The organism is Streptomyces sp. NBC_01003 (genome assembly GCF_045162695.1).
In the GTDB taxonomy this organism is placed as follows: Bacteria; Actinomycetota; Actinomycetes; order Streptomycetales; family Streptomycetaceae; genus Streptomyces.
The window spans coordinates 8,143,377-8,156,706 of the sequence record NZ_CP108707.1 but is presented as its reverse complement, the minus strand read 5'-3'; the positions used below and the strand labels follow the sequence as shown (position 1 = coordinate 8,156,706).

Here is a 13,330-nt window from a genome sequence, read left to right as displayed (position 1 = left end):
ACCCCGCAAAGTGGCGCTCAAAATCCGGCACCATCCGGCCGTACAGGAAAGGCAGTTGGCCGGAATCGATCGATCTTCGGCGGGGACGGAAACGACCGCCGCAATCCGGGGGAATCTTTCGACGCCGCCGTACGTCCTTCCTTACGGGTCATACGTGATGAGGCCCGCACGAGGTGAGCGGGCAGCGTAAAGCGGCGCAATCCGGGCAGCCATCGGAGAGCCCCGGCGCGGGAGCGCCCAGGGCGGCGGGCTGTGACGGCGGTGGGGAGTGACGAACTGATGGGCACGACAGAGCGGCGTGGGGAATTGTGGGTCGAGGAGCCGGCGAGGCGGCGCCGGTTGCCTGATCCGGTGCGGACGGCGGCGGTACGGGCGGTGCTCATCGTCGCGCTGACGTTGATGCAGGCGGTGATCGCGTTCCTGTGCACCCTCGCCGACTCATGGCTGGCGTTCCCGATGGTGCTGAGCAGCGTGGGGAGCACGGTCGTGGCGACCTGGGGCGTGCTGGACGTCTGGGTGACCCGACAGGTGTGGAACCAGCGCAACGGCGTGGTGTCCGCGCCCGACAGCACGGCACGGCAGCTGCGCAGGGAGCGTCGCCAGGCGCGCCGGCAGGCACGCGCACAGGGCCGTCCGGCCCCGGAACGCATACGGAGGCGTGGCGGGGCCGGACAGTTGACGCATACGTAGGCGCGTGCAGGTGGTGCGTCGGTAGATACGCGGGCGTGCGTGGGTCTGCGCAGGTAGGTGGGGTGGGATCGGTGACGGTTGCGTAGCGCTGGGACAGGTGTCAGCTACCTACGCACGCCCACGGCGAGAGCCGTCGTCACAGCGCCACCGGCTCCGCGACGTTCTGCACGACCGGTCGCGCCTCGCCGCGCGCCAGCTCCCGGCGCACCCGTGTGAACGGTCGCGGCCGGTTCACCGCGAGCGCGGCCGTGGTCTCGCCCCCGCGCTCGTAGAGTGCGAGGAAGCTCCCGTCCTCCATGGCGCCTTCGATGACGCGGACCAGGTCCCCGCCCCTCCTGCGCCCGGCGAACTGGATGCGTGAGCCGTACTGGTCCGACCAGAAGTACGGCAGCGGCCGAACGGTCTCGACGGTGCGGCCCGCCAGCAGATTGCGTACGGCGACGCGCGGCTGGGCCGTGGCGCTCGTCCAGTGCTCGGCCCGCGCCCCGCCCACACGTGCCACATCACCCACGGCCACGACCTGAGGAAGCGCCGTGACGCAGCCGTCGTCGCAGAGCACCCCGTCGTTCAGGGCGAGCGTCGAACCGGCGAGCCAGCCCGTGTTGGGGACGGCCCCGATGCCGACGACGACCACGTCGGCGGGCAGCACGCGCCCGTCGGCCAGTTCCACGCTGTGGACCGTGAGGTCGCCGTGGAGTGCCGCGACCCCGACGCCCGTGACCAGTTCCACCCCGCCGCGCGCGTGGAGCCCCGCGCACACCGCGGCCATCTCCGGCCCGAGTTGGGGCAGGAGCGGAAGCGGCGCCGCCTCCACGACGGTGACCGCGTGGCCGAGCGCGGCGCACGAAGAGGCCGTCTCGGCGCCGATGAACCCGCCGCCGATCACGACCACGCGCCGCGGCCCGCGCAGCAGTTCGGCACGCAGGGAGCGCGCGTCGTCGAGAGTCCTGAGCGTGTGCACGCCCGCGAGGGCGGGTCCGGGCAGCCGGCGGGGGCTCGCCCCGGTGGCGATGACGACCCCGTCCGTGGACACCGTGCGGCCGTCCTCCAGGAGGACCGTGCGTCCGCGCGCGTCGAGCCCGCGGGCCCGTACGCCGAACATCCACTCGGCGCCCAGTTCCAGCGTCTCGTCGACGTCGGAGAGGGCGAGCTGGTCCTCGCCGGCCTTCCCGACGAGGAAGTCCTTGGACAGCGGCGGGCGGTCGTACGGGCGGTGCGGCTCCTCGCCCACGATCACGAGACGGCCGTCGAAGCCCTGGGCCCGCAGCTCGCGGGCGGCATACAGTCCGGCGAGCGAGGCGCCCACCACGGTCACGGTCGCCATTCCGGATCCCGTACTCATTCCGTTGACAGTGCTCATGCGGCGGTGCCTTCCTCGGCGGCAGGATGGACGTGGACCACGCCGTCGTCGACGGTCACCCGGTGGGTGCGTACGGGGCGGCGGGCAGGCAGGCAGGTCGGCCGCCCGGTACGCAGATCGAATGAAGCCTCGTGGAGCGGGCATTCGACCAGACAGCCCTCCAGCCAGCCCTCCGACAAGGAGGCGTCCTGGTGGGTGCAGGTGTCGTCGATGGCGTACAGCTCACCGTCAGCATTGAAGACGGCGATGGGCGGTGCTGTGTCGATGCGGACGGATCCGCCCTCGGGGAGGTCTTCAAGGCGGCAGACGGGTATCACGGGCCCCCCTCTTGGTCCAGGGCTGTCTGACTCAGGACTGTTCGGTAACATGGCGTTCCGCATGGCGCACGAGGGAGCGCTATGCGCAACAGAATCCGGTCGGGATGCCCGCCGCGTCAAGGGCTTCTCGAAGATGCGACCCGCCAAGGGGTCGCAAGGTGGTGAGAGTTGAGTGATGACCCGCAAGGAATCGCAGGCTGAACCAGGCACGACGGCACCGGAGAAGACCCCGAAGGGCGCGGCCGCCTCCGTCCAGTCCGTGGACCGCGCGGTGAGCGTCCTCGAGATCCTCGCCCGGCACGGCGAGGCGGGCGTCACCGAGATCGCCGACGAGCTGGACGTGCACAAGTCGACCGCCTTCCGGCTGCTCGGAGTACTGGAGAACCGCGGCCTGGTCGGGCAGGCGAAGGACCGCGGCAAGTACTACCTGGGGGCGGGGGTACTGCACCTCGCGGGGGCGGCGGCAGTGCGCCTGGACATCTCGCAGGAGGGCGTGCCCGTCTGCCGCGAACTGGCCGACGAGCTGGGCGAGACGGTCAACATCGCGATCCTCGACGACGATGTCGCCGTCAACATCATGCAGGCGCGCGGCTCCGCCTCCGTCACGGCGCAGAACTGGCTGGGCAGACGCACCCCCCTGCACGCCACATCGAGCGGCAAGGTGCTGCTCGCCCATCTGCCGTCCGCGCTGCGCGAGGGCCTGCTCGCCCGCCCGCTGGCGCGCTTCACCCCGCACACGGCGACGGGGACGGCGTCACTGCGGGCCGAGCTGGAGGCCGTGCTCGACCAGGGATACGCCGTTGCCGTGGAGGAGCTGGAGGTCGGCCTCGCCGCGGTCGCGGCCCCCGTGTTCGCCCACGACGGAAAGGTCATCGGCGCGATCAGCGCGTCGGGTCCCGTGTACCGGCTGACCGAGGAACACCTCCCCGAGCTGGCCAAACGCACGGTCGCGGCTTCGACCGAACTGTCGCGCCGGATGGGATACGGCTTCTAGCAGGGCGTTCCGCAGCACGGTTACTGAACGCGGGGTCAGGGAAACCTGGCCCCGCGTTCTGCGTGTGTCGACGAGGTTTCGGTGCGGCCGATCGTTTTGCCAAGCATTAACTCCCACCCCTTGACGGGGCCTTGATGGCGTTTCCAAGATGTTCCTCATCGCGCAACTGGGCGTGCATTGCGCAACAGCAGAGGAGTTTGGTCGTGCCACATGAGGTCCGCGCCGTCGTCGCTGTGAAGAAGGGCGCACCCGTCGAGGTACAGACGATCGCCGTGCCCGATCCCGGCCCGGGCGAGGTTCTGGTCCAGGTGCAGGCGTGCGGGGTCTGCCACACGGATCTGCACTACCGGGAGGGCGCCATCAACGACGACTTCCCGTTTCTGCTCGGCCATGAGGCGGCCGGCACCGTCGAGTCCGTCGGCGACGGGGTCACCGACCTCGTCCCGGGTGACTACGTGGTGCTCGCCTGGCGCGCCCCCTGCGGCAACTGCCGTTCCTGCCGCCGCGGCCGCCCCTGGTACTGCTTCGACTCGCGCAACGCGACGCAGCCGATGACCCTTCTCGACGGAACGCCGCTGAGCCCCGCGCTCGGCATCGGCGCGTTCGCCGAGAAGACCCTGGTCGCGGCAGGGCAGGCGATCAAGGTCGACCCGGCGGCGCGCCCCGAGGCCGCGGGCCTGATCGGCTGCGGCGTGATGGCCGGCTACGGCGCGGCCGTGAACACGGGCAACGTCCAGCGCGGCGACACCGTCGCCGTCATCGGCTGCGGCGGCGTCGGCAATGCGGCCATCGCGGGCGCCTGCCTCAACGGCGCGCGCCGCGTGATCGCCGTCGACATCGACGACAAGAAGCTCGATCAGGCCGAGCGGTTCGGCGCCACGCACACGGTCAACTCCCGTGGCACGGACCCGATCGAGGCGGTGCGTGCGCTCACCGACGGGTTCGGCGTCGACATCGCCATCGACGCGGTCGGCCGCCCGGAGACGTACAAGCAGGCGTTCTACATGCGCGACCACGCGGGCGTGCTGGTCCAGGTCGGGGTGCCCGAGCCGGGCATGGCGGTGGACATTCCGCTCATCGACCTGTTCTCGCGCGGCGGCGCCCTCAAGTCCTCCTGGTACGGGGACTGCCTGCCGAGCCGTGACTTCCCGGTCCTCATCGACCAGTACCTCTACGGGCTGCTCGACCTGAATGGGTTCGTGACCGAGACGATCGCCCTCGACCAGGTGGAGGAGGCGTTCGCGAAGATGCACCGGGGCGAGGTTCTGCGCTCGGTGGTGGTCCTGTGAGCCCTGCGGCCCGCACCGAACGCGCCGTCACCTCGGGCACGTTCAGCCTGGACGGACGTTCGACGTCGACAACAACGTCTGGCTGATCGGCGACGACGAGGAGGTCCTGATCGTCGACGCCGTGCACGACGCGGCGGCGATCGCGGCCGCCGCACCGGCGCCCCCGTCCTCCTGCACCCCGCGGAGCGCGCCGACACACCTGCCGCATAAGGCCATTCCACCCCCACCAGCATGAGGAGGGGCATGTCCAGCACGCCCGAAAAGCCCGGAACATCCAGCCCTCGCGTCGTCGTCATCGGCGCCGGAATCGTCGGCTGCTCCCTCGCCGACGAGCTCACCGCCCGCGGCTGGACCGACGTCACCGTCCTCGAACAGGGCCCGCTGCCGGCCCCCGGCGGCTCCACCTCGCACGCGCCGGGCCTTGTCTTCCAGACGGGCCCGTCCAAGACCCTCACGGAGTTCGCCCGGTACACAGTGGAGAAGTTCAACACCCTTGAGGTGGACGGACTTCCCTGCTTCAACCCGGTGGGCGGCCTGGAGCTGGCGACCACCCCCGAGCGCTGGGCCGACCTGCACCGCAAGGCCGGTTACGCCGCCTCCTGGGGCGTGCGCGGCGAACTCGTCAGTGCCGCGCGCTGCAAGGAACTGTGGCCCCTCATCGACGAGTCGGCCGTACTCGGCGGCTTCCACACCCCCGACGACGGCCTGGCCCGCGCCCTCCTTGCCTCCCGCGCCCAGATGCAACGCGCCCGCGAACGCGGCGCCACCTTCCTCGACCGGCACACAGTCACCGGCATCGAGCAGCAGGACGGCCGGGTCACGGCGGTGGTCACCGACCGCGGCACCTTCCCCGCCGACCACGTCGTCTCCGCCGCCGGATTCTGGGGCCCGGTGATCGGCCGTATGGCCGGCGTGGACGTCCCGCTCCTGCCCCTCGCGCACCAGTACGCGAAGACCAAGCCGATGGCCGAGCTCGACGGAGCCGACGACCCCCGCACGGAGGCCTCGAAGCCGATCCTCCGCTTCCAGGACCGTGATCTGTACTTCCGTGAGCACACCGACCGCATCGGCATCGGCAGTTACGCCCACAAGCCCCTGCCCATCGATCCGTTCGAGGTGCTCGACTACGACACGGCGCGGGCCACCGAGCTGGACATGCCGTCGTCGCTGCCCTTCACCCAGGAGGACTGGGCGCCCAGCTGGGAGGACTGCCGGTGGCTGATCCCCGCGCTGCGTGAGACCGAGATCGAGGAGGGCTTCAACGGCGTCTTCTCCTTCACGCCCGACGGGATGCCGGTCCTCGGCGAGACCCGTGCGCTGCGCGGCTTCTGGCTGGCCGAGGCGGTCTGGGTCACGCACTCCGCGGGCGTCGCCAAGGCGGTCGCCGAGTGGATGGTCGACGGGCGGCCCTCCGTCGACGTGCACGAGTGCGACCTCACCCGGTTCGAGGACGCCCAGCGCTCCCCCTCCTATGTGCACGACCGCGGGGCGCAGCAGTTCACCGAGGTCTACGACATCCTGCACCCGCTCCAGCCGGCCGAGCAGCCGCGCCCGCTGCGGGTCAGCCCCTTCCACGCCCGCCAGGAGCATCTCGGCGCGTACTTCCTGGAGGGCGGCGGCTGGGAGCGTCCGCACTGGTACGAGGCGAACGCGGACCTGCCCACCGGCGACCTGCCCGAACGCGACGCCTGGTCGGCCCGCTACTGGTCGCCCATCGCGGCCGCCGAGGCCAGGGCCACCCGCGAGAAGGTGGCCCTCTACGACATGACGCCCCTGCGCCGGCTGGAGGTCACAGGCCCGGGTGCCCTCGACTTCCTCCAACGCATGACGTCGAACAATCTCGCGAAGAAGCCGGGCGCGGTCACGTACACGCTCCTTCTGAACGAGGCGGGAGGCATCCGGTCCGACCTGACCGTCGCCCGTCTCGCGCCGGACCTGTTCCAGATCGGCGCGAACTCCCCCGCCGACCTGGACTGGCTCACGCGCCACGCGCCCGGTGGGGGCACCTCCCGCTCGAGCGAAGCCGAGAGTGGGGGAGTACAGATCCGGGACATCACCTCCGGCACCTGCTGCATCGGCGTCTGGGGCCCGCGCGCCCGCGACCTCGTCCAGCCGCTGACCCGCGACGACTTCTCTCACGAGGGCTTCGGCTACTTCCGCGCCAAGCAGACCTACCTCGGCCATGTGCCGGTCACCGCGATGCGCCTGTCGTACGTCGGTGAGCTTGGCTGGGAGCTGTACACCACGGCCGACCTGGGGCTGCGCCTGTGGGACACGCTGTGGGAGGCGGGGCGGGAACACGGCGTGATCGCGGCCGGGCGCTCGGCCTTCAACAGCCTGCGCCTGGAGAAGGGTTACCGCTCCTGGGGCCACGACATGACCGAGGAGCACGACCCGTACGAGGCGGGCGTCGGATTCGCCGTCCGCATGGACCGCGGTGATTTCCTGGGCAGGGCGGCGCTGGAGCGCAAGGGCGAGCAGCCGGCCCGCAGGCTCACGCCGCTCCTCCTGGACGACCCGGCGGCCGTCGTGCTCGGCAAGGAGCCCGTCCACGTCGAAGGGGTCCCGTCCGGCTACGTCACCAGCGCCTCGTACGGCTACACGCTGGGCCGCTGTGTCGCGTACGCGTGGCTGCCGCCGCTCCCCTCCGGTACGGGCGTCCACATCGAGTACTTCGGCGAGAAGGTCCCGGCGACGGTCGCCGACGAGCCCTTGTTCGACCCGAAGATGACCCGCATCCGCCGCTGATCGCGCGGAGGGCCGGACATGTCACGCACCTATGACGTGTTCGGCCTCCCCGAGCGGGCCGCCGAGTTGGTGCCCGTCGTCGGTGAGAAAGTCGCCGACCTCGCACTCACCGGCTCCGCCGCGCACCCCATCGACCTCATCGACCCCAGCCGCCTCGCCGCCGCGCCCGCCTGAGGAGTCCGCACGTGACGACGACCCCGATTTCCCCCAGCCTGATGGCCACGCTGCCCGGGCACTACTACACCGATCCGGAGATCTTCCGGCAGGAACAGGAACGCATCTTCGAGTCGATGTGGTTCTGCGCCGTACGCGCCGCGGACCTCGACAAGCCGGGCGCGTTCCGCACGGTCCAGGTCGGCCGCGAGAACGTCCTGATCACCCGCTCCCGCACCGGCGAACTGCGGGCCTTCCTCAATGTCTGCCGCCATCGCGGCGCCCGCCTGTGCACGGAGGAGTCCGGCCAGGTCCGCCGCAACCTCCAGTGCCCGTACCACGCGTGGACGTACGACCTCGACGGCAAGCTCATCGCTGCACCGAACCTCGTGCAGATGCCGGACGTCGACCGTACCGAGTACGGCCTGTTCAAGGTCGCCCTGCGCGAGTGGCTCGGCTACGCCTGGGTCAGCCTGGCGGATGAGCCGCCCTCCTTCGAGGAGACGGTGATCGGCGATGCCGTCGAGCGGCTCGGCGACACGGCCTCGATCGAGCGGTACCACACCCAGAATCTGGCTCTCGGCAAGCGCATCACGTACGACGTGAAGGCCAACTGGAAGCTGATCGTCGAGAACTTCATGGAGTGCTACCACTGCGCGACGATCCACCCCGAACTGACCGATGTCCTGCCGGAGTTCGCGGACGGCTACGCCGCCCAGTACTACGTGGGCCACGGCGCCGAGTTCGGGGACGGCGTGAAGGGTTTCACCGTCGACGGCAGCGAGGGCTTCGGCCGGCTGCCCGAGGTCGCCGAGGACCAGGACCGCCGCTACTACGCGATCACCGTGCGGCCGACGGTCTTCATCAACCTCGTCCCCGACCACGTGATCCTGCACCGGATGTTCCCGCTGGCCGAGGACCGTACGGTCGTCGAGTGCGACTGGCTGTACGCGCCCGAGGTCGTCGAGTCGGGCGCCGATGTCTCCAAGTCCGTGGAGCTGTTCCACCGGGTCAACGCCCAGGACTTCGAGGCCTGTGAGCGGACCCAGCCGGCGATGGACTCCCGTGCCTACCGGCGCGGCGGCGTACTCGTCCCGACCGAGCACCACATCGGGATCTTCCATGCGTGGCTGACCTCGAAGCTGGGCGGTGCCCATGCCTGACCTGTTCATCGGCGGCGGATGGACCACCGCCCGCGACGAGCGGACCCGTGAGATCCGTTGCCCCGCCGACGGCTCGCTCGTCGCCGTGGTCGACGAGGCGGGCGGCAAGGACACCGCCGACGCGATCGCCGCGGCCCGCCACGCCTTCGACGAAGGCCCGTGGCCCCGGATGTCGGCGGCCGAGCACGGCGACCTCCTCCTGCGCGTCGCGGACCTGCTCGTGCGCGACAAGGACGCGCTGGCCCGCGCCGAGTCCCTGGACACCGGGAAGCGGCTGGTCGAGAGCGCGTACGACATCGACGACATCGCGAACTGCTTCCGCTACTTCGGGCGGCTCGCGGCCGCCGACACCGGGCGCGTCGTGGAAACGGGGACGGAGGGCGCCGAGAGCCGGGTCCTGTACGAGCCCGTCGGGGTGTGCGCTCTGATCACCCCCTGGAACTACCCGCTCCTGCAGACCGCGTGGAAGGTCGCCCCGGCGCTCGCGGCCGGCAACACCTTCGTCCTGAAGCCGAGCGAGCTCACCCCGCACACGGCGATCCATCTGATGCGGCTGCTCGACGAGGCGGGGCTGCCCGCGGGCGTCGCCAATCTGGTCCTCGGCGCGGGCCCGGAGGCGGGCGCGCCGCTCGGCGACCATCCGGACGTGGACCTCGTGTCGTTCACGGGCGGTCTGCAGACGGGGCGGCTGCTCATGGCCGCCGCGGCGGGCTCCGTCAAGAAGGTCGCCCTCGAACTCGGCGGCAAGAACCCGAACATCGTGTTCGCGGACGCCGACTTCGACGCGGCCGTCGACATGGCGCTCACCGCGGTGTTCCTCCACTCGGGGCAGGTGTGTTCGGCCGGCGCGCGGCTCCTGGTGGAGGACTCGCTGCACGACCGCTTCGTCGACGAGGTCGTGCGGCGCGCCGAACTCATCAGACTGGGCGGCCCGTTCGACGAGGACGCGCAGACGGGGCCGCTGATCTCGGCCGCGCACCGCTCCAAGGTCGAGGCGTATGTCGCACGGGGCATCGAGGAGGGGGCGGTGCTGCGCTGCGGCGGCGAACGGCCGAAGCCGGCCGTGTACGAGCGGGGCTTCTACTACCTGCCGACCGTCCTCGACGAGTGCACGAGCGGCATGTCCGTCGTGCAGGACGAGTCCTTCGGCCCGGTCCTGACCGTCGAGCGGTTCACCGACGAGGCGGAGGCGGTGCGGCTCGCGAACGACTCGATCTACGGGCTCGCCGGCGCCGTCTGGACGGGCGACGAGGCGAAGGCGGCGCGCGTCGCGGGCGCCCTGCGCCTCGGCACGGTCTGGATCAACGACTACCACCCGTACGTCCCCCAGGCCGAATGGGGCGGCTACAAGCAGTCGGGGACCGGCCGGGAACTCGGCCCTTCGGGGCTCGCCGAGTACCGCGAGACCAAGCACATCTGGCGCAATACGCAGCCCGTCGCACAGGGCTGGTTCGGCACGTCGCCGGAGTGTCCCGAGGACGGTGACCCGTCATGAGCCAGGACGAGAGCACACAGGAGACGCGGAGCGGGGACGACGCCGAGCTCGCCGAGTTCGGCTACCGGCCCGAACTCAAGCGCACGCTGGGCAACTTCCACACCTTCGCCGCGGGCATCAGCTATATCTCCATCCTCACCGGCACCTTCCAGCTCTTCTACTTCGGATTCGCGAACGGCGGCCCGGCGTACTGGTGGTCCTGGCCGATGGTGTTCGGCGGCCAGTTCATGGTCGCCCTGTGCTTCGCCGAACTCGCCGCCCGCTATCCCGTCGCGGGGTCCGTCTACAACTGGGCGAAGAAGGTGGGCAATCCGCACATCGGCTGGCTCGCCGGCTGGATGATGCTGCTCGCCTCCGTCGTGTCGATCGCGGCCGTCGCGCTCGCCTACCAGCTGACGCTGCCGCAGATCTCGTCGGCCTTCCAGTTCATCGGGGACGGCACCGGCCCGTACGACGTCGCGACCAACGCCGTCGTCCTGGCCTCCGTACTGATCCTCTTCACCACGCTCGTCAACGCCTTCGGTGTGAAGCTGATGGCCACCATCAACACGGCCGGCGTCTTCCTCGAACTGATCGCGACCGTCGTCCTGATCGTGCTGTTCGCGGTGCACATCGTGCGCGGCCCGCAGGTCGTGACCCACACGGCCGGGGCGGGCCACGGCCAGCCCTTCGGCTACCTGAGCGCGTTCCTCGTCGCGTCGCTGGCCTCCGCGTACGTGATGTACGGCTTCGACACGGCGGCCTCGCTCGGCGAGGAGTCCCTCGACCCGACGCGGGGCGCGCCACGCGCCATCATCCGCGCGATCGTCGCCTCGTTCGTCCTCGGCGGGCTGATCCTGCTGCTCGCCCTGATGAGCGTGTCGAGCCTGACCGGCGAGAAGCTGTCGACGGACGGCCTGCAGTACGTCGTACTCGACGTGCTCGGCCCGACGGCCGGCAAGGCGATGCTGTGGTGCGTGCTGATCGCGGTCACGGTGTGCGCGCTCGCCGTGCACACGGCGGCGATCCGCCTCGCCTTCGCGATGTCGCGCGACAACAACCTGCCGGCGTCGTCGGTCCTCGGCCGGGTCAGCCCGCGCTTCAGAACGCCGGTCGTGCCGGCCGTCGTCATCGGCGTCCTGGCGCTCGCGATCCTGGTCGTCAACATCCGCCAGCCGCAGATCTTCACCGTGGTCACCAGCATCGGCATCATCATGATCTACCTCGCCTATCTGCTGGTCACCGGCCCGATGCTGGTGGCGCGGCTGCGCGGGAAGTGGCAGCCGGCGGGCGACGGAAAGTTCTCCCTCGGCCGCTGGGGGCTGCCCGTCAACATCATCGCCGTGCTGTGGGGCGGCGCCATGACCATCAACCTGATCTGGCCGCGCGCCGCCGTCTACAACGCCGCCGCCCCCTACCACTGGTACCTGCGCTGGGGCGCCGTCCTGTTCATCGGAGTGATCGCGGGCGGCGGCTTCGCCTACTACTGGTTCGTCCAGCGGCACCGCACCGGTGTCCTCGCCGAACACGCGGCCGAGCCCGCCCGAACCGTTGCCCCACTGGAGGAGGTCACCACCCCATGAGCTCTGACGTCTTCGACTACGTCGTGGTCGGCGGAGGCACCGCCGGAAACGTCGTCGCGGCGCGCCTGTCCGAGGACCCGTCCGTCAGCGTGTGCGTCCTGGAGGCGGGACCGAGCGACGTCGGCGACGACAACGTCCTCCAACTGGACCGCTGGATGGCCCTGTTGGATTCCGGATACGACTGGGACTACCCGGTCGAGCCCCAGACCAGCGGCAACAGTTTCATGCGCCACGCGCGCGCCAAGGTCCTCGGCGGCTGCTCGTCCCACAACTCGTGCATCGCCTTCTGGGCGCCGGCCGAGGACCTGGACGACTGGGCGGCGGCGGGGTGCACGGGCTGGGGCGCGGCCGACGTGTTCCCGCTCTACAAGCGCCTGGAGAACAACGACGCCCCCGGGGACCACCACGGCCGCTCCGGCCCGGTGAAGCTGCGCTCCCTCAAGGGCGCGGACCCGTGCGGCAGCGCGCTGCTGGCGGCCTGCGCAGAGGCGGGCATCCCGACCACGCCGTTCAACACGGGCCGCACGGTGGTGCGCGGCGCCAACTGGTTCCAGATCAACTCTGACGAGAGCAACATCCGCCAGTCGTCCTCGGTCGCCTATCTGCACCCGGTCATGGGCAAGCGGCCCAACCTCTCTGTGCGGACGGGGGTGCGGGCCAAGCGGCTCGTCTTCGAGGGCCGGCGCTGCGTGGGCGCCGAGTACCTCGACCCCGACCTCATCCACACCAGGACGGTGTGTGCCCGCCGCGAGGTGGTCCTCTCCTGTGGCTCCATCGACTCGCCCAAGCTCCTCATGCTGTCCGGGATCGGCCCGGCCGGTCATCTGCGCGAGAGGGGCGTGGACGTGCTCGTGGACTCCCCCGGGGTCGGCGAGAACCTCCAGGACCACCCCGAGGGCGTGATCATGTGGGAGGCGAAGCAACCGATGACCACCACGTCCAGCCAGTGGTGGGAGGCCGGCATCTTCTACGACACTGAGCCCGGCCTCGACCGGCCCGACCTGATGTTCCACTACGGCTCCGTGCCGTTCGACATGAACACCGCGCGGTACGGCTATCCGACGTCGGAGAACGCCTTCTGCCTCACGCCCAACGTGACACGCGCGAAGTCACGCGGCACCGTGCGGCTGCGCACCCGCGACTACCGGGACAAGCCGCTCGTCGACCCGCGGTACTTCACGCACGAGCACGACGCGCGCGTGATGACGTACGGGCTGAAGCTGGCGCGGCGCATCGCGGAGCAGCCCGCGCTCGGCGGCTGGGCGGGCGCGGAGCTGGCCCCCGGGCCTGATGTCCGCACCGACGACGAGCTGCTCGACTACATCCACAAGACGCACAACACCGTCTACCACCCGGCCTGCACGGTGAAGATGGGCGCGGACGACGATGCCTCGGCCCCGCTCGACGCGCGGCTGCGCGTGAAGGGGACCGAGGGCCTGCGCGTCGCCGACGGCTCCGTGATGCCGGACCTCGTCGCGGTCAATCCGTGCATCACGACGATGATGATCGGCGAGAAGTGCGCCGATCTGCTGCGCGCGGACGCCTGATGCGACCGGCTC

At 70.6% G+C, this 13,330-nt stretch carries 10 protein-coding genes and 2 pseudogenes; 10 read left to right on the top strand and 2 right to left on the bottom strand.

What is annotated here, in order from left to right; genetic code table 11:
* Window positions 1-306: 306 nt before the first annotated feature.
* Window positions 307-690 (top strand): annotated as a pseudogene (locus OG698_RS37215) (hypothetical protein); the annotation flags it as partial.
* A gap of 136 nt (window positions 691-826) precedes the next feature.
* Here OG698_RS37215 and OG698_RS37210 read toward each other — a convergent pair.
* Together OG698_RS37210 and OG698_RS37205 are read right to left on the bottom strand one after the other, a co-directional pair.
* Window positions 827-2,014: an NAD(P)/FAD-dependent oxidoreductase gene (locus tag OG698_RS37210; protein WP_406111499.1), complete on the bottom strand. Its 1,188-nt coding sequence runs from the start codon at window positions 2,012-2,014 to the stop codon at window positions 827-829.
* A 32-nt stretch (window positions 2,015-2,046) separates the two neighbouring features.
* A complete protein-coding gene (locus OG698_RS37205; protein WP_116503570.1) occupies window positions 2,047-2,367 on the bottom strand; it encodes a bifunctional 3-phenylpropionate/cinnamic acid dioxygenase ferredoxin subunit in 321 nt (106 codons plus the stop codon).
* Between the two features lie 175 nt (window positions 2,368-2,542).
* On the opposite strand from OG698_RS37205, the gene OG698_RS37200 reads away from it, so the two are divergent.
* From OG698_RS37200 to OG698_RS37160, 9 genes and pseudogenes are all read left to right on the top strand, one after another.
* Window positions 2,543-3,361 (top strand): IclR family transcriptional regulator, encoded by an 819-nt coding sequence (locus OG698_RS37200; RefSeq protein WP_329575575.1) that lies wholly within the window; start codon window positions 2,543-2,545, stop codon window positions 3,359-3,361.
* Between the two features lie 203 nt (window positions 3,362-3,564).
* On the top strand, window positions 3,565-4,650 hold the full coding sequence (locus OG698_RS37195; protein WP_406108281.1) for an S-(hydroxymethyl)mycothiol dehydrogenase: 1,086 nt from the start codon (window positions 3,565-3,567) through the stop codon (window positions 4,648-4,650).
* A pseudogene (locus OG698_RS37190) lies at window positions 4,647-4,801 on the top strand (MBL fold metallo-hydrolase); the annotation flags it as partial. The gene OG698_RS37195 and the pseudogene OG698_RS37190, both read left to right, overlap by 4 nt.
* 92 nt (window positions 4,802-4,893) lie before the next feature.
* Window positions 4,894-7,398 carry an FAD-dependent oxidoreductase gene (locus tag OG698_RS37185; protein WP_406108279.1) on the top strand — a complete coding sequence of 835 codons (2,505 nt, stop codon included), beginning with the start codon at window positions 4,894-4,896 and terminating at the stop codon, window positions 7,396-7,398.
* Window positions 7,399-7,416: 18 nt separating this feature from the next.
* On the top strand, window positions 7,417-7,572 hold the full coding sequence (locus OG698_RS37180) for a hypothetical protein (protein WP_406108277.1): 156 nt from the start codon (window positions 7,417-7,419) through the stop codon (window positions 7,570-7,572).
* 41 nt (window positions 7,573-7,613) lie between these two features.
* A complete protein-coding gene (locus OG698_RS37175) occupies window positions 7,614-8,714 on the top strand; it encodes an aromatic ring-hydroxylating dioxygenase subunit alpha (RefSeq protein WP_406111497.1) in 1,101 nt (366 codons plus the stop codon).
* Entirely contained in the window at window positions 8,707-10,209 is a 1,503-nt protein-coding gene (locus tag OG698_RS37170; RefSeq protein WP_406108275.1) for an aldehyde dehydrogenase family protein, read from the top strand. Before OG698_RS37175 ends, OG698_RS37170 begins: the two co-directional genes overlap by 8 nt.
* Window positions 10,206-11,771 carry an APC family permease gene (locus OG698_RS37165; RefSeq protein WP_406108273.1) on the top strand — a complete coding sequence of 522 codons (1,566 nt, stop codon included), beginning with the start codon at window positions 10,206-10,208 and terminating at the stop codon, window positions 11,769-11,771. The genes OG698_RS37170 and OG698_RS37165 overlap by 4 nt, the downstream gene beginning before the upstream one ends.
* Window positions 11,768-13,318, top strand: coding sequence for a GMC family oxidoreductase (locus OG698_RS37160; protein ID WP_406108271.1), 1,551 nt, complete (start codon window positions 11,768-11,770; stop codon window positions 13,316-13,318). The genes OG698_RS37165 and OG698_RS37160 overlap by 4 nt, the downstream gene beginning before the upstream one ends.
* The last annotated feature ends 12 nt before the right edge of the window (window positions 13,319-13,330 follow it).

Bases quoted from the DNA above. Each gene is read 5' to 3' on its own strand.
- OG698_RS37210 (WP_406111499.1), bottom strand. From the start codon at position 2,014: ATGGCGACCGTGACCGTGGTGGGCGCCTCGCTCGCCGGACTGTATGCC.
- OG698_RS37200 (WP_329575575.1), top strand. From the start codon at position 2,543: ATGACCCGCAAGGAATCGCAGGCTGAACCAGGCACGACGGCACCGGAG.
- OG698_RS37185 (WP_406108279.1), top strand. From the start codon at position 4,894: ATGTCCAGCACGCCCGAAAAGCCCGGAACATCCAGCCCTCGCGTCGTC.
- OG698_RS37180 (WP_406108277.1), top strand. From the start codon at position 7,417: ATGTCACGCACCTATGACGTGTTCGGCCTCCCCGAGCGGGCCGCCGAG.
- OG698_RS37175 (WP_406111497.1), top strand. From the start codon at position 7,614: ATGGCCACGCTGCCCGGGCACTACTACACCGATCCGGAGATCTTCCGG.
- OG698_RS37170 (WP_406108275.1), top strand. From the start codon at position 8,707: ATGCCTGACCTGTTCATCGGCGGCGGATGGACCACCGCCCGCGACGAG.
- OG698_RS37165 (WP_406108273.1), top strand. From the start codon at position 10,206: ATGAGCCAGGACGAGAGCACACAGGAGACGCGGAGCGGGGACGACGCC.
- OG698_RS37160 (WP_406108271.1), top strand. From the start codon at position 11,768: ATGAGCTCTGACGTCTTCGACTACGTCGTGGTCGGCGGAGGCACCGCC.